Origin of the sequence: Bradyrhizobium sp. CCBAU 051011 (genome assembly GCF_009930815.1) — a bacterium.
GTDB lineage: Bacteria > Pseudomonadota > Alphaproteobacteria > Rhizobiales > Xanthobacteraceae > Bradyrhizobium.
The window spans coordinates 2,906,980-2,929,104 of the sequence record NZ_CP022222.1 but is presented as its reverse complement, the minus strand read 5'-3'; the positions used below and the strand labels follow the sequence as shown (position 1 = coordinate 2,929,104).

At 60.0% G+C, this 22,125-nt stretch carries 13 protein-coding genes and 1 tRNA gene; 6 read left to right on the top strand and 8 right to left on the bottom strand.

What is annotated here, in order from left to right; translation table 11 throughout:
* Positions 1-53: 53 nt before the first annotated feature.
* Together ACH79_RS13845 and ACH79_RS13840 are read left to right on the top strand one after the other, a co-directional pair.
* Positions 54-5,912: an AAA domain-containing protein gene (locus ACH79_RS13845; RefSeq protein ID WP_246738526.1), complete on the top strand. Its 5,859-nt coding sequence runs from the start codon at positions 54-56 to the stop codon at positions 5,910-5,912.
* Positions 5,909-7,261: a hypothetical protein gene (locus tag ACH79_RS13840; RefSeq protein WP_161851518.1), complete on the top strand. Its 1,353-nt coding sequence runs from the start codon at positions 5,909-5,911 to the stop codon at positions 7,259-7,261. The genes ACH79_RS13845 and ACH79_RS13840 overlap by 4 nt, the downstream gene beginning before the upstream one ends.
* A 36-nt stretch (positions 7,262-7,297) precedes the next feature.
* Here ACH79_RS13840 and ACH79_RS13835 read toward each other — a convergent pair whose 3' ends face one another.
* Complete coding sequence (locus tag ACH79_RS13835; protein ID WP_161851517.1) at positions 7,298-7,612, bottom strand: hypothetical protein; 315 nt, start codon at positions 7,610-7,612, stop codon at positions 7,298-7,300.
* Between the two features lie 128 nt (positions 7,613-7,740).
* Here ACH79_RS13835 and ACH79_RS13830 point away from each other — a divergent pair, with 128 nt between their 5' ends.
* Entirely contained in the window at positions 7,741-8,334 is a 594-nt protein-coding gene (locus ACH79_RS13830; RefSeq protein ID WP_161851516.1) for a hypothetical protein, read from the top strand.
* An 88-nt stretch (positions 8,335-8,422) separates the two neighbouring features.
* Complete coding sequence (locus tag ACH79_RS13825) at positions 8,423-9,790, top strand: hypothetical protein (RefSeq protein WP_161851515.1); 1,368 nt, start codon at positions 8,423-8,425, stop codon at positions 9,788-9,790.
* A gap of 8 nt (positions 9,791-9,798) precedes the next feature.
* On the opposite strand, the gene ACH79_RS13820 is transcribed toward ACH79_RS13825, so the two are convergent.
* The 3 genes from ACH79_RS13820 to ACH79_RS13810 all read right to left on the bottom strand — a co-directional run bounded on the left by ACH79_RS13820 (position 9,799) and on the right by ACH79_RS13810 (position 13,505).
* Positions 9,799-10,494, bottom strand: a complete 696-nt coding sequence (locus ACH79_RS13820) for a hypothetical protein (RefSeq protein ID WP_246738525.1) — start codon at positions 10,492-10,494, stop codon at positions 9,799-9,801.
* Positions 10,491-12,089: an adenylosuccinate synthetase gene (locus tag ACH79_RS13815; protein ID WP_161851514.1), complete on the bottom strand. Its 1,599-nt coding sequence runs from the start codon at positions 12,087-12,089 to the stop codon at positions 10,491-10,493. Before ACH79_RS13815 ends, ACH79_RS13820 begins: the two co-directional genes overlap by 4 nt.
* 513 nt (positions 12,090-12,602) lie before the next feature.
* Entirely contained in the window at positions 12,603-13,505 is a 903-nt protein-coding gene (locus ACH79_RS13810; protein ID WP_161851513.1) for an Abi family protein, read from the bottom strand.
* A gap of 283 nt (positions 13,506-13,788) precedes the next feature.
* Between ACH79_RS13810 and ACH79_RS13805 the strand changes: the two genes are divergently transcribed.
* Entirely contained in the window at positions 13,789-15,477 is a 1,689-nt protein-coding gene (locus ACH79_RS13805; protein ID WP_161851512.1) for a hypothetical protein, read from the top strand.
* Positions 15,470-16,417 carry a ParB N-terminal domain-containing protein gene (locus ACH79_RS13800; protein ID WP_161851511.1) on the top strand — a complete coding sequence of 316 codons (948 nt, stop codon included), beginning with the start codon at positions 15,470-15,472 and terminating at the stop codon, positions 16,415-16,417. The genes ACH79_RS13805 and ACH79_RS13800 overlap by 8 nt, the downstream gene beginning before the upstream one ends.
* 150 nt (positions 16,418-16,567) lie before the next feature.
* Here the strand turns inward: ACH79_RS13800 and ACH79_RS13795 are convergent, their stop codons facing one another.
* The 4 genes from ACH79_RS13795 to ACH79_RS13780 all read right to left on the bottom strand — a co-directional run bounded on the left by ACH79_RS13795 (position 16,568) and on the right by ACH79_RS13780 (position 21,782).
* Positions 16,568-17,911: a hypothetical protein gene (locus ACH79_RS13795; protein WP_161851510.1), complete on the bottom strand. Its 1,344-nt coding sequence runs from the start codon at positions 17,909-17,911 to the stop codon at positions 16,568-16,570.
* A 755-nt stretch (positions 17,912-18,666) separates the two neighbouring features.
* On the bottom strand, positions 18,667-19,548 hold the full coding sequence (locus ACH79_RS13790; RefSeq protein ID WP_161851509.1) for a hypothetical protein: 882 nt from the start codon (positions 19,546-19,548) through the stop codon (positions 18,667-18,669).
* 403 nt (positions 19,549-19,951) lie between these two features.
* Positions 19,952-20,028 (bottom strand) — tRNA-Arg (locus tag ACH79_RS13785).
* 278 nt (positions 20,029-20,306) lie between these two features.
* Entirely contained in the window at positions 20,307-21,782 is a 1,476-nt protein-coding gene (locus ACH79_RS13780; RefSeq protein ID WP_202639238.1) for an ATP-binding protein, read from the bottom strand.
* Positions 21,783-22,125 lie beyond the last annotated feature (343 nt).

Genomic DNA, 22,125 nt, shown 5'->3' with positions numbered 1-22,125 from the left:
GTACCGTTCGTGAACGCTACGCGGCTATGCAGGACTCCAGCGGACGTCGCGGAGTGCTTACGTTATATGCGCCCCCATCAGAGCCGGACGGGGCGATCTACGATCTGTTGGGAAGACTTCCGCGCGATCACGTCGCCGAAATAATTGCTACTGGCCGATGGTGCGAACGCGCTTATGAAGTCGTCGAGGAATTTCCCGGCGGCACGATCGCGGATCTGTCGCTGGACGTCGGCGATCGGACGACACTTGAGGGGTTTATCAGTGAGCTTGCCCAAGCCGTACATTCTCTGACCGAGGCAGGCCTGCGCCACAGAGACCTCCGTCCTTCCACCATCTTCGTTCGGTCCCGAGATCCGCTCGACCTCGCTATCGGCGGCTTTGGCTCCGCACGACTTTCGGAATTCGATCTCGACATCGCCTCTCCGCTTGAGACGACGCGCTACATGGCGCCTGAAGCGATTGCGGGCGGCGTAGCGGCGGCTTCGGACTGGTGGAGCCTTGGGATGATCCTGCTGGAGCGGATCACCGCCGGAGCTTGCTTCGAAGGCATCAACGAGCAAGCTTTCCTGATCCATGTGCTGACCAACGGCGTGCCGCTGCCGGAGGATCTGGATCCTTCGACGGACTTACTTCTTCGAGGCCTTCTCGCAAGTGATCGCCGTCAGCGGTGGCAATGGAAAGAAGTTCAGGCTTGGCTCTCGGGCGAGGCAGTGTCGGCGCCTGTAGGGCAGAAAGCCGGCGAAGCGGAGGGTCGGGCATCCATCACACTCGCCGGCAAGCAGTACAGGTCGGCCGGCTCGTTCGCTCTTGCCGCTGCCGAAGCATCCAACTGGGATGAGGCAAGAGGCCTTCTCCTGCGAGGAGCGGTGGCAACTTGGGCTACGGAGGCGGGCTTCGATGCCAAAGTGCCCGCGGCACTGCGCCAGTTCGCTAGGGTCGAGGACCTGAACGAAGATCTAAAGCTGTCGATCTCGTTGAAGACACTGAACCCGTCCATGCCTTTGATCGTCCGGGGGAACATCGTTACCCCGGGCTGGCTGCTCGACCATCCCGACGACGGCTTCAGCCTAATCACGGGCCCGGCTCCAGATCTTCTTCGAAAGGTCGATGCGGACGACTTGCTTTGGCGCCTGAAACTGCGCGCCGAGACGGTCCGGAAGCGACTGGATCAACTCGACATCGAAGTCGAGGAGGATCTACTTCGCGTGCATCTCCTCTCGACGTCGATGGCCCGTTTGTCAGCTCTCTGGGAGGAGAAGCGGAGATTGCTTCCCGACACCGACCATGCGGGCATCGTTTCGCTCGTGGAGCGGCGACAGTCGGCCGAAGAAGATCTGATAATTCTTCTCGGCGCATCGCCGAGCCAATTCCGCTCGGTCGAAGAAGTGATCGAGGAGGCGGCTAAGCAGGCTTCATCGGCAGGCTTGAGCGCATTTTCGAGGGAAGAGGCTGCGGCGCGACTCACGCGGCCTCGTCGTGAAATCTACCAGGCCGTCGACGAGCGCACACAAAATTTCGCCAGGTGCGGAATTTCGACCATCGACGAATGGGCCGATGAATTTCGTCTTGACCGACGCATGCCAATCGGTCGAGCGCTCGCACTTCTGTCGGTTCCGAAGGAAACTTGGAAGCCGCTTCCGAAACAAGGATACGTTTCGACCATTCTTGATTTTTTCGCGAAAAGGATCTCGGGAGGCGTACTGCGCGGACCGCTGACGCGGATGCTCATCGGTAAAACCGCGAGAATAGATCTGACCGAGTTGAACACGCCACGGCTGCCGGCATCGGAGATCCTCAATCTTCTTTTGGCCAGAGCCGGCCGAGCAGTGAACGTCGATCCTGCCGCGTTTTCTGAGAACGAGGGCCTCGAACGCAGACTTCGGTCTCTCCATTCGCATGCATTGCTTTACAAACGAGATACCGGGATCGACGGTCTATACATGGGATTTCCGTTCCTGCTCATGCGAGACGGAAAGCCGAACACCAAGCCGAGGATCGCACCCGTCCTGCTCTGGCCAGTTAGCGTGTCGCCCGAGGTAGGAAACCGCGGTCATGTTACGATCGGGTACGGACGCGAAAAGAACGCCGAGACGGAGGTCGAACACGTCGTCGTCAATCCAGCACTCGAAGGCATGGTGGGAATTCCCGAGGCGAGACGATGGCAGGAAGCGGCGGACGAGGTGCTTACCCGTGGCAGTCTCACGGCTCAGGATGTGATGGACGCGTTCAGCCAGCTCGCCACGCCCATGGGAGGCGAGTTGACACCCCTTCCCGGGAAGGACGTCAAGGTCGACTCGCACGAACGACAAATCGTGCCGGCAGCCGTGCTGTTCCATCTCGCCTTTATGGGGCAGGCGGTCATGAAGGATCTCCAGCTCCTGAGAGGAATGCCGCCCACGGCGACCGCGCTCGAGGCAGCACTCCGTCTCACGGATCAGAAGTCGGCCCCACCCTCGCCGGCTCCGGTGCGGGAGATCGATCGCTACTTCACGGCCGACAGCGATCCCTCCCAGGAGGCGGCGGTGATCGAAGCTCGACAGGCACCGGGCCTCGTCATTGAGGGGCCACCGGGGACGGGCAAAAGCCAAACCATCGTCAATATGGTGGCGGACGCAATCGGTAGAGGCAAATCACTGCTTGTGATTTGCCAGAAGCAACCAGCAATCGATGTCGTCAGGAAGCGTCTCGAAAGAGAACGCCTTGTCGACCGGTTCGTCATGATCACGGATGCGACCCGAGATCGCGAGGCCATCGTCGGCTCGATCCGTTCCCAGGTCGAAGCCCTGCATAGTCGTCCCGCGGGCGGCTCGCCCTCCTGGAAACGCGATCGCGAACGATTGGCTGCTCGCATCGACGTGCTCGAAGCGGAACTCGATCGTCAACAGGCCGCCTTGCACGAAGTCGAAAATCGGACGGGATTGACCTATCGGTCGCTCCTCGGTGAACTCCTGGCCATCGAGGAGAACGAGCCAAGGCCGATCGATGCGCCGGCGCTTCGTTCGATATTATGGGATTTGCATCCTTCCGACATCGCAACGGTCGAGGAGAATTGCGGACCGCTTGCGAGATACTGGTTTCCGGCCAAGTTCGAGGGCAATCCCCTATCCTCTCTCAAAGTCTTTAACCCGGACCGCGGAACAGCGGAGGAGTTCGGTACATCCCTTCGTGCCTTCTCGGACTTGGAGGCTAGACGCGAGAGCGTGGAAGCGGAGACCGCGGACTCCTTGAAGATTTCAGATTTTGACGCCTTCAGAGATTGGATTCGGACGGCCGAGAAGCTTCGCTCGATCAGCGAGGGCCTTTGCGCCAATCTCGGACGCTGGCTTCCTATGTTTAGAAGCCCCGAGGGCGGCGGATCCAGAGGCACGAATATGCTCGCTGACCTCGTCCGGCTTGAGGAACGTCTCGCTTCGCTTGATCCATCGGCCCACCAGCCGGAGCAAGTTCGGAAGCTGGTGGGGATCCATGACGACGAGCTAAGATCCGCCTCGGAACTGGCGGCAGCAGTACTTCAACCAGCGACGGGATTAGCGATGATCAATCCCATGCGTTGGCTTCGAAAACGTCGCCTTCGCGCTCTGTTGACGACCATGGGTTTTGCCAACGACGACCGAGCCATATCGTCTTTCCATCGCGGGGCCGAACTGGAATTGGTGCTCAGGCCGCTGAGGACGCAGTTGGCCGGATATCTTACCGCGCTTTTCGGCAAGGCTCCGGATTACGACGTTGCACCCGGCAAACTCGCCGAGTTTTCCAGAAACCTGCATTCGATACTTGCAGTCGTCCATAACCTCGTGACCGTCATCGACGACTGTCCCAACCGGGTTGAACTCGACCGGGCAGCCATGACCGGAAAGGTCGAAGGAATCAGCTGGTTCTTCGGGCGAGCGGATCGCGCCCTCAGAAGGCAGGATGTCCGGCAGCAAAGCCATGCGGCGTTGGATGATCTCGCCCGATATATTGACGACGGTTGGATCGAATCGCGACGCGCGACCATCGACGTCGGCCGGTCCAACGAGAGCGCCCTCGCCGAAATCCTCCAAGCGTTACCGATGCTGGCGCCCTACCAGGAATTTCGGCTCCGCTCCGTTCGTCTCGGCGACAAGGAACGTGCTATCTTCCGAGCTCTTCGCTCGAAGGAGGCTGAACTCACGCTGATCGGTACCGGCGATCTCGATTCTTGCGTCCGTGCAACCATCGGACGGGAGGCTCGACTGGCCTGGAAGAGCGCGATGGAGGCCTCCAATCCGGAGGTCCTCTTCGATAGCGGAGCGGTCGAAGCGAAGGTAACGTCGCTTGCCGAAGCCGACGCGCAGATCAGAGATTGCAACAGGGAGCTTCTGATCCACGGCATTGATGTCAGCCGCGTCCGCCCCACGCGGGAATGGGAACCAATAACTCGACTTCGTGGACCGAGAGCATTGCGACTTCGAGAGTTCATAGAGAAGGCTGCTCCGCTTGGCCTTTTCGCGCTGCGACCAGTTTGGCTGATGACTCCCGACATCGCCAGCCGCGTGCTGCAGGCGCGTCCTGGCACGTTCGATACTGTCATCTTCGACGAAGCCTCTCAAATGCCGGTGGAATATGCGTTGCCATCGCTATTCCGGAGCAAGATCGTGATCGTGAGCGGCGATGAGAAGCAGATGCCCCCCACCACATTCTTCTCGAGTAAGGTTGAGAACGACGAAGCGGCAATCTTCGATGGCGAGGAGCCGGAGGAGGAAGCGACCGAAGAGGAACGCGAAGCCTTCGCGGAAACGTGGAATCGGCGGGAGATTAAGGATTGTCCCGACCTACTCCAACTTGCGCGATCCGCTCTCCAAAGCCGAACACTACAGGTCCACTATCGTTCGAAATACCGCGAGCTCATCTCGTTTTCGAATGCTTCGTTCTACCAGAACCGTCTCAGCGTGCCGGTTCGCCACCCGGACGAAACGATCCGCAGGCTCAAGCCAATCGAGGTTCTCCGGTCGGACGGCATCTACAAGAGCCAGACCAATCCAAAGGAAGCCTCCGATGTGGTGGAGTATCTTAGCAGCCTCTGGGAGGACGTTTCGCCGCCGTCGGTCGGCGTCGTGACCTTCAATCGTAAGCAGGCGGACGCGATCGAGGATGCGCTGGAAGATCGCGCCGAAAACGACGAGGCATTTCGCGATGCCTTGATGCGGGAACGAGAGCGCGTCGAAGCTGGTGAAGATATGGGTTTCTTCGTCAAGAACGTGGAGAACGTTCAGGGCGACGAGCGCGACATTATCGTGTTCTCGACCACTTTCGGACGCAATGAGCATGGCGTCTTCCGCAAGAGCTTCGGAGCACTCGGTCATGCCGGCGGCGAGCGGCGCTTGAACGTGGCTGTGACCAGAGCAAGGGAAAAGGTCGTAATCGTCACATCCATGCCGGTATCCGAGATTTCCGACCTTCTGACACGGCGCAGCGGACCGCGTGTACCTCGTGACTATCTGCAGGGTTACCTAGAATACGCTCGTACCGTTTCGGAGGGATCGGCGGAATCCGGCAGGACCTTGCTCGAACGCCTCGTGACGGAAAAGAGCGCGGATCACGAATATGAAAGCCACGTAGAGGATGGCTTCACGAAATCCGTCGAGAAATTCCTGGAGATCCATGGATGGAAGCCGGCCAAGGCGCGCGACGGTGGCGCGTTCAGTCTTGATTTCGCGATCACCGATCCTCGCACGGGTCTGTATGCGCTAGGCGTCGAGTGCGACGCTCCGCGGCACTTGTTGCTCCAAAGAGCCCGAGCGCGCGAGGTCTGGAGACCGAAGGTTCTGAATGGCGCGGTCCCGTTCATTCACCGGGTCTCGTCCTACGCGTGGACCCATTCCGGGGACGAAGAGCGTCAGCGCCTCAAGGAAGCCGTCGAAAACGCCCTGCATAACGGAGGATACCAATGAGTGGTCCGAAAGCCTTCCGGATCGTCACCCGCGCAGAAATTATCTCAATTTGCCGCCGCAGTTTGGCCCGCCTGGACGCGGCCATCGAATTTTGGACTTCCACCTGCAAACGCAATGGGACGGTCCATCAGTCGGATATCGACCGGGTCATCGCGCGACGCGACGAAATTCGCCGGATGCTCGACGCGGACAGGTTCACGGATCTTCAAAAGCAGGTCATCGCCGAGATCTCATATTTGAACACCGATGCCGAGCGACGCGCGGAAAAGGCCGCAGAATCTGAGGCGAAGCGCAACGGCGATCAGAGGCGTGCCAAGTCCGCCGCCCAGGCACTGCTCGCGAAGTTTGAAGCTTCCCGCATCGAGATCCCGGTCGATCTTCGACGCGAGCTTATGACTCCCGCGGCGTCCGTCGAGAGCCTCAACAAAGCCGTGAGCAAGGGGCTGATGCTGCTTCAGCCGACGGATGGCTCCGAAGGTGTCACCGACCGCCAGCGGGCCATCGCCGACCGGCTCGGTGCCGGCGACCGTCGTATTACGCTTGAGGAGTGGCATTCCCAGCAAACCGGCGCAAACGACAATCAGGCGCTTTTGAAGGTAGACAAACTCCTCGGCGAACTTGCTGGCCTCGGGATAGATCCTAGTCCTTTTTCCGCCCGGATCGCGGCTCTCGAGGCCGAGCCGCGCGCCCGGCAGGCTCTTGTTGGTGATAGCTTGCTCCTTGATCTCACCTCTGCGATCAAGACAGGACGCGAGCGCGCGCGCCTCGAACGAGATCTTGTTGAGCGGCATGCCGAACTATCGGAAATGAAATCGGTCGAAGCGGCCGCGCTGCGCGTCGAGATCGAGCAGGCGATTGCGAAGGCCGGCAGCAATGATCAGGAACTCGTCAAACGAGCCGATTTTTTGATTGAAGCTGAGGTCCGCTCCATGACTGCGGAAGAACGACGACGCGCCGTCTTGGAGGGGCTCGCGAGTCTTGGCTATGAGGTCTCCGATGGGATGATGACGGCGTGGGTCGCGGGAGGCCGGGTCGTTCTCCGAAAGCCGGCTAATCCCGGGTATGGGGTTGAGCTATCGGGCGGGTCGCAAACTGACGTTATGCAGGTGAGAGCGGTCGGGCTTGGGAATCCTGCAGATCCACGGGACGCTGGACGAGATAAGGACATGGAAACGATCTGGTGCGGCGAATTCGAACGCTTGCAGTCGCTGGTCGCGCAAGCAGGAGGAAATGTCTCCATCGAAAGCGCCCGTCCAGCAGGGCAATACCCTCTCAAGGTGATGGCAGATATCGTGGCCCAGCCAGCAGACATCGAAGTCTCTGCGACGAGACAGATCAATCGCCAATAGACGTTGGATGCCGATCGCCTTCCACGGCTTCTACCGTCAGGATCTGCGGCGTCGGCCTTTCGTCTTCCGCGAACGATCTAGGGAGGACAGCGCCTGCTGAAGCAAATGCAACAATTCTGTTGCAAATGCAACATCAATCGGCGGCCTGTCGCCGCTCCTCAGACGATCCAAACCCTGGCCGATCAGCTTCGCGCTCGCATCCGTCACGGGGTGTCCGGCCAGAGCCCTGGTGACCAGCGAGTGGTTCAGGTCCAGCCGACGCGCAAGTTCCCGCCTGCTCCATTGAGGATGCTCGCCGGCGAACTCCTGCAGCCGCTCGACGGCGGCGTGATCGACCTTTCCTCGGGGCATAGACCGCATTGTGAGAGGAGGGGAGAACGCCTCCATTTGCGACATTTTTGTTTTATATGCAACAAGCAATGCTGTAGGCTGCGGATGGTGGCGCTGCGTTGCGCGCCGAATTATATTGACGGGGTCCGATGTCCTGGAAGAAGAGCGCGATGGTCGCAGTTAAGGTCGAAGTGGGGCCCTCGATCATGCTCCATAGCGGCGCATGGTTCGATTTCGCCTCGCCGCACACCAGCGACTTCACGGCCGAGGACATCGCCCACGGACTCGCGCACATCTGCCGGTATTCCGGCCAATGCAGCCGGTTCTACTCGGTGGCCGAACACAGCCTGCTGGTGAGCGACGTCGCCGAAGGATTCGAATTCGAAGCGCTCCTGCACGACGCGGCCGAGGCCTTCATCGGCGACATCACGCGCCCGCTCAAGCAGATGCTTCCCGACTTCAAGCGGATCGAGGTCGCCGTCCAGGATGCCGTCCTGAAGCGGTTCGGCATCGCGTCCCCTCTTCCTACTCAGATCAAGGAAGCCGACCTGCGGGTGCTCGCGGCCGAGCAAAGGCAGATCATGCCGCCGGGGACGGACGGCTGGCTCGCGGGGTTGACCATACAGCCGGCCCCGATCGTGGTCCGGCACCTTCAACCAGAAACCGCCAAGCGGATGTGGCTCGATCGGTTCGAGATCCTGCGGCGAGAGAGGATTGTCAAGGGACAATCCCAGGTCCGGTGAAAGGCGGTGATATTTCTCCGGAACGGCTGGAGCGCGCGGCCGTTTGCGCCTTTATGCTGAAGCGGGACGCGTAACAGGGGCCGGGTCGATGTCATTGCGTAAGGACGTTTCGTTAGACGAACTCGCCCGTGTCGGGAACGTCGCGCAGTTCGTGAGCTTCTCCCCCGATGCGAATCGACCGCGTCAGGAATTCTGCCGCGTCGCCGGGTTCGACGCGAACCACAAGTTCCAGACGTTGGCGGACGCGCTCCGCAGCCTGATCGAGCAAAGTCCCGAAGGGATGATAAATCTTCGCAGCTTCACGCCGGACAGTCCGAGAAGCCGCGAATTCCATTACGGCCTCTCCGATCTCACGCAGGTCGAAGCGCTGGTCCAACGCATGTCGGCCGAGGGTCTCTTCGTCATCGCGAACGAGACGGTCGACGTCTCCGACGGCGGCGTGTCCGGCGTCATCCAGGGCGGCGTGGCCGAGTTCGCCCCGGACGACACGCCACGCTGCGTCGAAAAGGGCGGCACGGCGTCCCTCCCGCTGGACTGGGCTCTCGCCCTGATCGAGACGGTGTACGGCATCCCAGTCGAAACAGTCGACGCCGGTCGCGGGCGGCTCGAATTCAGCATTCATCCCAAGCCGCGTGGCTGGCGGCGAACCCACACCTTGATGTGGGAATACGAAGGGTCGGACAGCGCGCCCGCAATGGCGGCCGTCAAATGGCCGAACCGCTTCAGCCGATTGATCGGCGACAAGACGTTCGGTCTGTTGATCGCCCACGTCATGGGCCTGCCCCTCCCCCGCACGACCTGCATTTCGCGGCGCATCGCGCCGTTCACGTTCGGCGAAGCGACCTCGTCGAAGGAAGTGTGGACGCGCACGTGTCCGCGCGAACAGGAGCCCGGCAGATTCACCACCGTCAAGGGCTGGCTCGATCCGTTCCGCCTGCTCAATGCGGAGGATCCGAGCGGCGAAGCGATCTCGGCGATTCTCTCTCAGGCTGCAGTTCCTGCTTCCTTCGCCGGCGCGGCCATCACGGATGCGCGGGGTGAGGTCGTGGTCGAAGGTGCGGCCGGCGAAGGCGATCGCTTCATGCTCGGCCAGAAGGTGCCGGAGCGCCTGCCGCGAAACGTCGTAAACGACGTCGAGGCGATCTATCACCGGACGAAGGAGCGGCTCGGGCCGGTGCGGTTCGAATGGGTCCACGACGGCAAGCGCGTCTGGATCGTCCAACTCCACAAGGGTGCCACGGACAGCGCAGCGTCCACGCTCGTTCCGGGCGAAGCCGACCGCTGGGAGACGTTCGACGTGTCGAACGGCCTAGAAGAACTGCGCAGCCTGCTCCACCGTCTGCCGTCGGGCGTCGGCGTCCGCATCCGCGGCGAGGTCGGCTTGACGTCACATGTGGCCGACCTGCTGCGCAAGCATCGGCGCCCTGCTCGTCTGACCGAGAGCTCGGCGGCGTAGGCCGCCGTCTACGGTCCCTCGGCCGGATCGCTACCTTTGCGCCGCCACAGCACTTTCTTCTCGCCTTTGAAGACGCGATGCGCCGCCAGAGCGTGAGCTTCGATTTCGGGCACGCCACCCATCACGGTCAACTCGACTACCGCGTCCTTGATCGGCTTCTTCAACTTTTTGCGCCGCTCGTCGAAGGGAAAGTCGGCGATGGGCATGAACGTGCTGCGGCCCCTCGGAACCGGATTGTAGATCGTGGCGCCGCTGTTGATCGGACTGAGCGTGATGACGTCGCGATGCGCGGCAACCAGGCTCTCGGTATCCAGCGTGATGACGGTCTGCGGTTTGTCGCGATAGGCCCGTGCACCGAGAAGTCCTTGAAGCCGGTCCTTGGAGAGCCAGAAGAACACCCGCGCGTTCAACGTTTCGAACCACTCTTCCGGCGTCGTGCCGTCCGTCAAGCACTTCTCCAGAGCGGAGCGGGTCATCGGCTTCTGGTCGCGGACCACGGCCACCGGCAGCCCGTCCCGCGATATTTTGACCGATTCCGGTCGGCGTTCGGATTCCAGCTTACGCCGTTCCTCGCCCCCGAGTTCGTAGAGGTCGAGCAGCGCAGTGGTCGACAACAAACCGTGGCGCGCGACCGATTCCCAACTGGCGTCTTCCGCCATGTGGTAGAGACGCGGATAGTTCTTCAGCAGATCTTCTTCCGTCACCGCCAATCCCTTCGATCGATGACGCCAAACTTGGCGAACCGGGTCGATATCAGCGATACGGGCGCGTTCGCAACCGCCTCGACGGAAGCGATGAATCGGTGCGTTTCGGCCGTGAGCTGATCGAAGGTCTGGGCCTTGCGGTTATCAACGCTGATGTAGTCCGAGAACGACAATGCGATGTCGGTCGCTCCGTTGAGGACCGACGAACGACGAAGCTGCTCCCAATCGAACTCAGCGATCCGCCGCTGATTTCCCGAGACGGAACCGACTTCGGTCTTCAGGATATCGTCCAAGGGCACGCCCGACCGCTTGGAAACGGTTTCGAAATCGATCTCGATTCCCATCGGGCCGGACTCGCCGCCGACCCGGATCGGATATCGCCTCATGACCATGACGACGCGACGCACGCGCGACGGAGCTATGCCGGCATCGGCCAGACAACCGGCCGTCGTGGTCTCGCGCGCCGTGACGTGCGGATAGTGGCCATGATGGATGCTCAGCCCGGTGCCTTGGGTGCCTTCAAGCATCACACGCGTTCCCGAGGAATAAGCCTTCTCGAGTTCCCGCCCGACCGAGCCGACGAACGGCAACAGGTCGGGATGATCCTTTGCCAACCGAACCGGGCCGCCTAGCATCGGCTCCTTACTTCGATTCAATATCTTGCGCGCCAGCGCAGAGCCGGCGCCCTGTTTCGTCGACCCGATCGTCCCGAGACCGCCCTCGCGGCTTTCGAACGCGACGTCGGCCTCTTCGATCACCATGGCCTGCTCGTCGATGACGATGCGACGCGCAGCGTCACATTCGGCGATCTCGCGGAGAATGCGCGTGGGCGAAATCGTCGATCCGGCTGCGATCAGTATCTTCGCATCCGGATTACACTGGGTGCCGGACGGCAACTGTCTGTAGTTGTACCTGGGATTCGCGACCTGGTGGCCGGCATTGGGGCCGCCGACCCGCACCAGGATGCCATATTCCGAGGCGATATGAGCGCAGATATGCCCCTTGCCTTCGCTACCGTACTGGCCGCTCACGATCACGTCGACAAGCGGAACAGCGTCACCCGGGAAGAGCTCGAGTCCCGCCGCTGCCAGAGCGAGCAGAGATGCAGGGTCGCGATTGTGATTTTCGACCACCCTGTCCGCCGTGCCGTCCAGCGACCAAACGCCGGCTTCGGTCGGGTCTCCTCTGACCTGGTCGTACGTCGTGCCGGTGTCGGCGACAGAACCGCGGTCTTCGTAGCGCTTCTTGACCACCTCGAACGGTGCCGTGACATGCACGTGGACGAGCCGATCCCCGTATGTCTCGCGGAGGTGCGCGACCTGCCGGGCGGTCCTGACCGCATCGACCAGGATCACGTCCTTGCCTTCGTGCTCGGCGACGTAACGAGCAATGCCGTCGCGGACCCATCGACCGTCGGTGTCCACGTCCAAGCGCTTGCCTGCCTCGATCAGCGAATCGCGTTCGTTCGGGCAACCTTCGTCCAACAACAACGTTCGCGTGGAAATCCGATGGGAATTGAATCTACGAAGCAACTCGTCGGCCAAGGCCGACTTTCCGACCGCAACCGGTCCCGAGATTGCAATAATGTAACGCACGCATAAACCTCTGATTGAATGCCTCACGCAAGTTAAGTGTTGCGGGCCGCTCTTGTCCACACCGAACCAATCTTCCCGACGAAGTATCAAGGAATCTTCGCGAAGCCGCCCGCTGTAGCGTGGGCCGCGGTACCCTTGTATCCGAGTTGGTGCACTGCAGGATGAATGACCGGCTTGGACGATCGATAGCGCATCGCGATGCTGGTCTTGTGTCAACCAGACGGGCGCGCTCAGTCCGTACGAATGGAAGGATGCCGGGTCTGGCCAGCATATGCCGGCGGCCGGTAGCGCGACCACATTCGTCAACGCCACATCGGCGAGATCGACGAATGTGCCGTCGCTGACGGCCCAGCAGGCTTGTGCCACCTGGATTGCGGGCCGCGACGACCGCGGTTGGCGGCGGAGTGTTGGGCCGCTGATGGCCCTTTAAGAAAGCACGCGAAAGAAGGAGTCAAGACTCGAAGAGGCTTTCGTCAGCGCGCAAGACTCAGGGCCAGGCGTCCGTAAGTCGAATCATGGCGCGAAACCCCATTCCTTACGCGCCCTCCAATCCTCCGGAAAACCCATTTCGGATACCGGCAGCTGTGGGCTGGAATCGACGAGCTCGCGCAATTGTTCTGCCCAGTTGTTGTTCGTCCAGATTCTCTGCAGAAGAATTTGCATCGTAAGCAGGGAAGCGTAGATGCGTTCGTTCTGGCTTCCGTTAAATTGTGCGCGGCGGTCTGCGGGCACGATCGGCTTGATCGTCATCTGATGATTCCACAATCGAGAATGATGCGCGCAAAGATTACGCACATAAGACATCGAATGCAGCCATGAACTAAGAACTTGATGATTCAGCGCAAACTTCCTGCACGTTTCCTTTACTTCGGGACTTTTCAAGAACTTGAGACAGCTCGAGACGGATCCGAACGATATGATCTCGAACACCATCCAGCATGGCGGCATGTCAGGGTCGGCATATGTCTTGTAATAATGCTTGATGAAGCTTTGGTGGCTCTGTTCGATTTGCCTTCGTAAGTCGTCCACGAATCGAGCGTGCCAATCGGCCAAATCGAATCTCGCTCGGTCTTTGCTGTAGAACCAGCTAGGTGTCCCGAATAGCCCTCGATTGAGGTACCAGTGCGGGCCGTGTTTGAGCGCGAGCGAATCGGAGATCGACACTCGCGCCGCGATTTCGATCTTCTCCACGGCCTCGATGATCAGGGGGCGCAGCTTGCGGTCGAAGATGTAGCGGTCGTGAACCGATTCGAAAGTGGTGCCGGGAAGGAAGCTCTCGTCGCCCGTCTTGAATTGATGCAGATAGCCGGTCAGACGATAGTAGCCGATATGCTCAAGGTGCTCGTGTGCGCCAGCCCAATCGTCGAAGGTAAGCCCGCGTTCGGCCATGCGCGTGGCCAGTTCGTGCAGTCCCATTGCTGGCTTTCGAAAGGGAATACGCAACGAGCGACGGGCCCTAGGCAATAAAAAACCCAGCCATATGCGCATCGTTGAGAGGCGGGCCAGGTATTGTTGACGCGAACATAGGGCGCAGAAAGTAAATGGTCAATTAGGACTCAACCGCTCCTCGGCTCGTACCGAGAAATAAATTCGTCGGCCTTGACCAACAAGCCGAGCAGGCATTGCGCTGCCATGTGGACGTATGGTGCTGATAACGTTGGTAATTTTGTACCGACCATCGCCATCGAGGCACCCACTGTTGACAAAGCAGGATTCAATAGGAGAAATTAGGACCTATTTTAGGAGCTATGTCATGCCCTCTCAAGCCTCCCTTTTTGAAGCTAAAACGCTGACCCCTGCCAGCAAGCTGGCGCTATTGGCGGAAGCCTGTCCGACCTGCGACCAGCCGATTCCCCATGATCGCTTCGACGAGATCAAGGCAAGGATCCAGTCGCGAGAGCGCGAGCGCGCGGACGAAATCACCGCGCGCTTGCAAGAGCAGCATGCACGCGAGAAGGAAGCCGCGATCGAGCAGGAACGCAAAGCGTCGGAAGTGAAGGTTGCGGAAGCTCAGCAAGCCGGGCGCCTCGCAGCCGAGATCGAAGCCGCAGACCGCATCGCCGCGGTCGAGCAGGCGAACCGCGCCGCCCAAGCCCAGATCCGCGCCGAACTCGTTGCCGCCCAAGAAGCAACGGCTGGGGCCACCGCCGTCATCGAGCGGATGAAGGAGGAGGCTGCCGACCGCGAACGCGCAATCCGCGCCGAAGCCAAGCAGGCCGCGGATATAGCGGCGCAGGGAAAGCTGGAAGAGAGCGAGCGCCGAATGAAAGAAATGCAAGGCGCGTTGAACCAGCGTATTGAGGCCGCAGACGCCGCCAAGATGAAGGCTGAGTCCACTGCTGCTGCCCTCGAGACCGCGCTGGCGAAGCAGCGCGACGACCACACGACCGCTCTTGCAGATCTAAAAAAGGCGGCAGCCGAACGCGAGGCCGCTATCCGGCAAGAGCTCGAGCTTGCCGCCGCCGCTGCCGTTCAAGAGCAGATCGAAAACCTGGAGAGAGCGAAGACGAAGGCCGAGGCGGGTGCCGCGACCGCCGCGCGCCAGGTTGAACAGCTCCAACAGGCGCACCGGGATCAGCTGCAACAGGAGCGCGATGTCTGGCAGAAGGCCGTCGACGATGCCGTCAACGCCGAGAAGGCGGCTGCCTTCGAAGAGCGCCTCAAGATCCAGACCAAGTTCGAAGAGCTCAAGCGCGCATACGAACAGAAAACCGCCGAAGAGCTCGGCGAAGGTGCCGAGATCGATCTCTTCGAAGCCCTCAAGGCAGAGTTCGAAGGCGATCGAATCGAGCGCATCAACAAAGGGCAGCCCGGCGCCGACGTTCTCCACACCGTCCTGCATAACGGTAAGGAGTGCGGGAAGATCATCTACGATTCCAAGAACCACCAGCAGTGGCGCACCGAGTTCGCTACCAAGCTGGCCTCGGACCAGATGGCCGCGAAAGCCGAACATGCCGTCTTGTCGACCAGCAAATTTCCGAAGGGGGCGCGCCAGCTCCATGTGCAGGATGGTGTAATCCTGGCTGGCCCGGCTCGGGTTGTCGCATTGGTGCAGGTGATCCGCCGCCATTTGGTGCAAACCCACACCTTGCGCCTCAGCAATGACGAGCGCGTTAAGAAGACCGCGACGCTCTACGATTTCATCACGTCAGAGCGCTGCGCGGACATACTCGCGCGGATTGACACACACACCGACGCTCTCCTCGATTTGCAGGTCAAAGAGAAGAAGGCCCACGATGCGGCCTGGAAGAAACAGGGCGAATTGATCCGCTCGGTACAGCGTGTCCGCTCCGAATTTACAAACGAGATCGACGCCATCGTCGGTACTGCCGATTTCGGTGAGGCCGATTACGGCATGGCCGACTTTGGCGGAGTCGATGATGAATAACGCTGCCGAACACCGCAGCCGTGTGGTTGTCAACCTTCAAGAACGCCGGCTCGACCGGACGGTGCTTCGGACCTATCGAACAAAGGCCGATCTCGATGAAATAGTGCCTAACGACAAGCAACCGCGTCTTGGCCCCAAGATCGACGAGGAGCTCCAGCGTCAGATCGAGGCGAACGGAGGTCTTTTCGAGCCGCTGCTCGTGGAGCCGCACCCGCAGCTGCCAGGCAAGTTCCGCATCATCGACGGAGACCGCAGATGGTCCAACTCGAAGGTGTTGGTTGAGCAGGGCAAAGAAGAATACCGGCAGGTCCCGATTGAGGTGACGGACCGCACACTGAGCGAGGAGGACCGGTTACGGGTCTGGATATACATTCACCGGCAGCGGAAGGAATGGGACGCTAAGGAAAAGGAGATGGTCGCCTACCGTCTTGTGGACTTGATGGGTCGAGCAAGCGCAGCCAACATCCTCGGAATAACCGTCCGCGAGCTCGACAAGCTTGTGGACGTGTTCGAGCTATCGGAGAAATTCACCAGCCTTCGTGATCCAGGCGCGGCCATCACGTGGGCAAGGGAATTGATGGGCGTCAGCAAGAAACTTCTCACGCCAAGTGTGGTGGAGACCGTCGTCAAGAAGGTCAATCAGAAGCGCATCACGAACTCCAAGGATCTGCGCAAGTTGCGCGTGATCTTGCCGGATCCCATCGCCAAGGCACACTTTCTTGCGGATTGCGGCGACCTTGAGTCCGCGACGCTGCGACTTGGCACGGCTAAGCCGGCAGAGAAAGATGAAGGGTTGGCTGGCGAGATCGACGCCGTTGTTGCGGCTGTGAAAGCCGTGCCGTGGACCACTCTGCAACAGATGAAAGGAAATGCCGAGCTGCTGAAGAAGATTGACGATGCGGAGGCAATGCTCCGCTCGCTGCGCAGGGCGCTTTCCTAACCGTAGGTCAGAACCACTGTCGTCATTGACGCGACCGTGCGCCTGAACTGCGCTTTAACAAACTCCGCGCGAAACACGTTACCCCCAACCACCTGATTCTCAGGTTAGAACACCTCGACAATCAGCAGGCACGAGTAGGAAACGCGGTTGCTAAACATCTTCCTCCTCAGCGAACGTATCCTCGTATTTGTCAACGATTGACCCGTTCATGTGCTCCAGATGTGGAAGCGAATTCATTTCCTCCACTGCCGAGTATGGGAGGAAAGAACACATCCGATAAAGGGGGCCCCGCTCGAGCAGGGAGAATGTTGGCCTTAGAATTTCCTGCCTCACTTTATCGCGCCTATCGGGAGGAGCCGCGATGTGCAATCGAATGTCCATGTTGGGTTGTAACGCCAGCAAGTCTGCCATCCGCAAGAGTCCGGAATAAATCGCCGTAGTATGTTCAACCTCGAATGCCCGAGCCATTGAGCGATTTTTCAACCAAATCACATCAATCTGCTCGATAGTTTTTAGTGTCAGGTCGTCATAATTGAGCGGCAACTCTTCGAGAAAGTGGGCTCGCTTGTCGGGAGGAACTAAAGCAAGAATAGTTTGTCGATCGCTTCGAGGCACCCAAATACGGAATCCCATCTTAGCGCCGACGTGAGCAAGCGCTGCTTGGATCTGGTACGACTGACGAGGTTCAACTGTATCCGCGCCGACGGAAGATATTGGTTGCTCTGTGCCGCCAAAAGGCACAGTCACGATAACTTCGCGGCCCTGAGTTCTTATCTTCTTTCCAATAGATACACCCACCACAGGTTCGTACTTTTTCACGGCCACTAGCCAGTCGCAGAAAATGTCAAAGAGGTCAGCTGGTCGAGTATCCTTATCGCTCTCTTCACGCATTAGCGCCGACAGCTTACTTACGAGCGCGCGGCCAGTATCATTTGCCCCTGCATAGTTTGTGAGAGGTTGCTTGAAGCTGCCTCCGGTAAAGTAGTTTATGACCTTGCGGCTCTTGTTATTTACAATCAGAAAGTAATCCGGGTTTACTGCGTTCAAGATCGGGCTCAGCTGGCCCGTCTGTAGTCCCTTGGTGTAGGGAACAGCTGCGAACTCAGCACATGCTACTTCAAGTGACTGGGGGTCTTCGGCACACCTAGTCACAAGCCGCAATATGGCCTGAGCGACTTTGGGCCAATCCTCAGCGCACGTCCAACCCGCCCCCTCGTACCATTCCCTGATGTCGCCTTGGATAGTAGGAGCAATGTGAATCCACGCACCCGTCGCACGGTGCGCAGCAGAATTTGTGTGAGGCAGAAGGCCGCGAAGAACGCCGTCGGTGATGTCCCCTTGCGCCCCCTTAAGAGCTTCGAAGTTCTTCCGCCCTTGCATTCTCCCTTCGTCGTAGAAGCGAAGGCGAACTTCGCCCTCATCGGTTCTAAGAAAACCTTTGACCATCTCGGAGAACAGAGATCGAAATTCTTGCTCTTTGGCTTGCAGAACCATCGCGCGCTTCCCTGTAAATGTTAGCAATGAACGATAGAAGCTAATGTCAAGTTGGCAGCATCGCTTCCGATTCTAATGCGTGCGCCGGCGTGGACAGCCGGATGGCGCCTTAAGTCCTTGGAAACTTCGTAGCAGGCGATCTGCCCGTCCCCATTTCCTTAGCACCAAGGGCGAGGCAGCGTTGGACAGCTAGTCGCGCCACAGACAAAACGAGCCGCCAGTCCCTCGCCTATTAACGTTGCTCCCACGTCCACGCCATTCACTCGTAGCGTGCCACAGCGGCGGCCAAAGTTGCAGGCGTTGGTGCCTTCGGTCCCCGGCGGACAGGAACAGGCAACTTGCTGGAATTCGGGACGACCGTTGCTCACCAATTCGCGAAGGCGCTGTCCGGCTGCTTCGCCCTTTTTGCGCTCTGCTTCGCAACGCGCTCGGCTGCCTGTCTCGGGTGCATTGAAGCCTACCAAGCGGACGTTCGGTCGACCGTCGCCAAGGCTGATAGTGTCGCCGTCAATAACGTGCACCGAAGTTGATACGGGGACCGGGGCTGCGGACACCGTGCGAGCCATTTCGTTCGGCTCGGGGGCCAGCTTCAAGGCCGCTTGAACGGCCACGAAGCTTAGCAGCGCGCAAACGGCTACCATGCCAGCAAAATAGCGCGAGCCACGCGGCCTCGGTTTAAAGCCAGCGGTCATATCAAGCGGTTTCGCGTCGGCCCATTTGGTTCTGCGAAATTTGTAGACGTTGTCTGGCATAGCTCAGCGGCGCGACCACTCTTCCGCCTTCTGGAACAAGTCGACGAGTGCCTGCCGATGCTTCTGGATGTCTTCCATCCGAATGTTCATGCGGATGCGAGCTTTACCTTTGCTCAGCGCCTCTAACCCGGCCTCTTCCAATTTGTCGATTATCGCTTGGCGATCAGCGGCGCCGACTTTGACCCAGATCGCGCAATGTGATGCGACCTTCCGAGGAAAAAACCAACAAAAGAGATAGCCTCCCGTCCCTAAAGCAATGTGCGATTTATTGTAGCTCAGCTTCGGTGTGCCATTCGTCGAAGGGACGAGCGTGCAGCACGCGTCAACCACGGACAGAATTTGCGGCTTCGTTCGACTTTCCCAGTAGGCGCGGTTCGTCTCGGGTGACTCGGGCTCTTCTCCCTCGCCATTGGCATTAAACTCATTGGTATCTAGGACGCGAATGAATTGCAGGACCACGTCGTTATTGATTTGGAAGGCGCTTAGCTGGATGGCCACCAAGGGCACTGCTCGATTCAGCAACCTGATGACATTGAAAAAGCGGCTTGTAATTTCTTCGGCGACGATGACGGCGCAGTGCTGGAGTGTCGGGTAGCGCTGTCGCTCTACGTCCCAATATTCAATCGTGCGGATGATATGGCTCTCATCGACCGGGCCAAGCATGACTTCGACTTCATACCGAATTTCGTTTTCGAAGTCCGCCATGAGGAAGTCGATGCGGCCACCTGATGCTTGGATTCGCTCGCGCTTGATGACCTGCAAGTCGCCGAACCCTAGAAGCGATGGATCGTCCAAGATTTGCTGTTGAAGCCACGCTTCATTGAGGCCAAGCGACCTCAAGCTTTGCGGGCTAATCTTTTGGAGCTTCAGGACGGCGTGCGTCATAGGGTGGACCTGTCGAACGGGAACGTCCGCCACAGTGCAACCTGACCTACGAAGAATGCCTTAAATCGTGCCGCGCGATTTGTCGTGCCGCTGGCGTCGATCCGAGGATGGTGACTAACCGCTTACGGCCGTCGCATAGCGCGCCTCGCAAGCTACCACCGCTACCGCCGCAGTTTTTCGGATGGTCCAATAGCAAGCTAAGTGCTTGAAAAATTGGAGCGGGCGAAGGGGCTCGAACCCGACTTTGGCAAGGTTGCGCTCGCGTCTAGGGACCGCACCCTCACAATGCAGAAGCTAGAAGGGCACTAAAGTATCGGGCTCTCGGGGATGGCCGGCGCGCTCACTTCCTTGCAAAACCCGTAAAAGGCCAATATTTTTTGCACGGTAAGTAGTGGCTAAGTGCTGGCGCGCCCGAAGAGATTCGAACTCCTGACCCCCAGATTCGTAGTCTGGTGCTCTATCCAGCTGAGCTACGGGCGCGTTTTTCGCTGTGGCATTTGAGCCTGAAAGGCCCCGATGCATCCGATAAGTCGGAGGATCGCGAAAGAGCGCTTTAGCTACCCGCTCCGGCCTCGCTTTGCAAGGTGGGGGGATGCGATCGGAGGGCCAATTCGGGGCAGTATTTCCGTCATCCCTGGGCGTGCGATGGCGCGAACCTCAGATGTGCCCCGCGCAGCGGGGGAATCTCGCGACGAAACCTCCGGCTTCCGGGTTCGAGGCTACCGCATCGCCTTGGAATGACGTGGAAAACCAAATGCTTACGCCCGCGCCCGCTCGTTGCGGACGCTCTGCAGTTCCACCGGGCGATCGGGGATCGAGACGCGGAAGGTGGCGCCGATGGTGCCTTCGACCAGATGGATGTCGCCGCCATGGGCGCGGACCAGCTCGGCGGCGATCGCAAGGCCGAGCCCGCTGCCGCCGGGGCGGCCGGAGGTCTGGAACGCCTCGAACAGGTGCTCACGCGCCTTCGCCGGCACGCCGGGGCCGGTGTCGGACACTTCGATGATGGCGACCGAGCCTTCGCGGCGGCCGGTGATGCGGATCTGCAGGGTCGCGGCATCCCCTTTGGCGCTTTCCAGCGCCTGAGCGGCATTGCGCACCAGGTTGAGCAGCACGCGGAACAGCTGGTCGGGATCGGCATCGATCGAGAGGCCGCGCTCGATCGCGCTGATCCAGGTGATCGAGGCGTCGGCGGCCAGGCCGGCGGATTCGCGCACCTCGGTGACCACGGGCTCGACCTGGATCATGCGGCGGTCGGGCTCGGCTTCCTGGGCGCGGCCATAAGATAGAGTGGACTGGCAGAAGTCGATGGCGCGCTCCAGCGAGCGCATCAGTTTTGGCGCAAAGCGCTGCACCCGCGGATCCGGCACGCTGGCCAATTGATCGGATAGCAATTGCGAGGACGCCAGCAGATTGCGCAGATCGTGGTTGATCTTCGACACGGCGAGACCCAGCGCGGCGAGCCGGCTCTTCTGCGAAAGCATCGAGACGAGGTCGCGCTGCATATCGGACAATTCGCGCTCGGCAATGCCGATCTCGTCGCCGCGCTGGCTCGGCACGATGATGCGCGCTGCGCTTTCCGGGTTTTCGTGGAAGCCGACGAGATTGGCGGTCAGCCGCCGCATCGGCCGCACGAACAGATAATGCAGCGCGAGGTAAACCAGCCCCGCGGACAGCGTGGCAATCAGCAGCGAGACCAGGATCAGATTGCGGGAGAAGCGGTACATCGCCTGCCGCAGCGGCGCTTCGTCGATTACGACCTCGATGAACTGCGCGCCGCCAGGTGCCGGACCCACCACGCGGATCGACTGGTTGCCACGCTCCAGCATGGTCTCAAGGGATTCGACGATCGCCGACCACACCGTCAAAGTTCTCAGGTCGACGTCATGATCGATCGTCGCCGGCGGGTCGGCGCTGGCCAGCAGCCGGCGCTGCTGCCCCATCTTGATAGCGACCGCCCGCGCGCCGACGCTGGTCAGGATCTGCCGCGCCAGCGAATCCGGAACCATGCCCAGGGGTGCCGCATCAAGCACCAGGGCAGCGGTATTGGCCGCGGCGAGCCGGTCGTTCAGCCTGTTGGTCCAGAAATTCGCGATCGCCGGCACATAGATCATCAGGCCCGCGATCATCACAAGGGGGATGGTCAGCAGCAGAAGCTTGCCCGACAAGCCGAGCCGACGCGGGACCTGGGGCCGCGGCGCTTGAAGAGTCGGCTGGTCGTCGGTCGCTGACACGAATATCCGCCTTGATATCTCTGCTTTGAGCCCGCCGGACAGGCCAACCTGTGGCCCATATAGGTCGGTTACCGCGTGATTCCGAGGATGCGTTTGAGCCAACGGCCCGTCAAATTACCGATCGCTAATGTCCCGCGGTTCCCATCGTCCGGGCACGCCGCCGTCTCGCCCCTAAAAACCCCGCGAAAACAGATATATTCGCCCCAATTGCGACGTTTCAAAGAACGGGCGCTACGGCAACCCCTGACATTGACGAAAACAGGTCGCTCCCTTATAAGCCGCGCCAACTGTCCGCGATGGCCCGGCATCCCCGGGGGCGGCTCATTTGGGGCCGTAAATGGCC

What these genes read in the sequence shown, in the direction of transcription:
- ACH79_RS13840 (WP_161851518.1), top strand. Translation starts at nt 5,909, where the DNA reads ATGAGTGGTCCGAAAGCCTTCCGGATCGTCACCCGCGCAGAAATTATC.
- ACH79_RS13835 (WP_161851517.1), bottom strand. Translation starts at nt 7,612, where the DNA reads ATGCCCCGAGGAAAGGTCGATCACGCCGCCGTCGAGCGGCTGCAGGAG.
- ACH79_RS13830 (WP_161851516.1), top strand. Translation starts at nt 7,741, where the DNA reads ATGTCCTGGAAGAAGAGCGCGATGGTCGCAGTTAAGGTCGAAGTGGGG.
- ACH79_RS13825 (WP_161851515.1), top strand. Translation starts at nt 8,423, where the DNA reads ATGTCATTGCGTAAGGACGTTTCGTTAGACGAACTCGCCCGTGTCGGG.
- ACH79_RS13810 (WP_161851513.1), bottom strand. Translation starts at nt 13,505, where the DNA reads ATGGGACTGCACGAACTGGCCACGCGCATGGCCGAACGCGGGCTTACC.
- ACH79_RS13800 (WP_161851511.1), top strand. Translation starts at nt 15,470, where the DNA reads ATGAATAACGCTGCCGAACACCGCAGCCGTGTGGTTGTCAACCTTCAA.
- ACH79_RS13795 (WP_161851510.1), bottom strand. Translation starts at nt 17,911, where the DNA reads ATGGTTCTGCAAGCCAAAGAGCAAGAATTTCGATCTCTGTTCTCCGAG.
- ACH79_RS13790 (WP_161851509.1), bottom strand. Translation starts at nt 19,548, where the DNA reads ATGACGCACGCCGTCCTGAAGCTCCAAAAGATTAGCCCGCAAAGCTTG.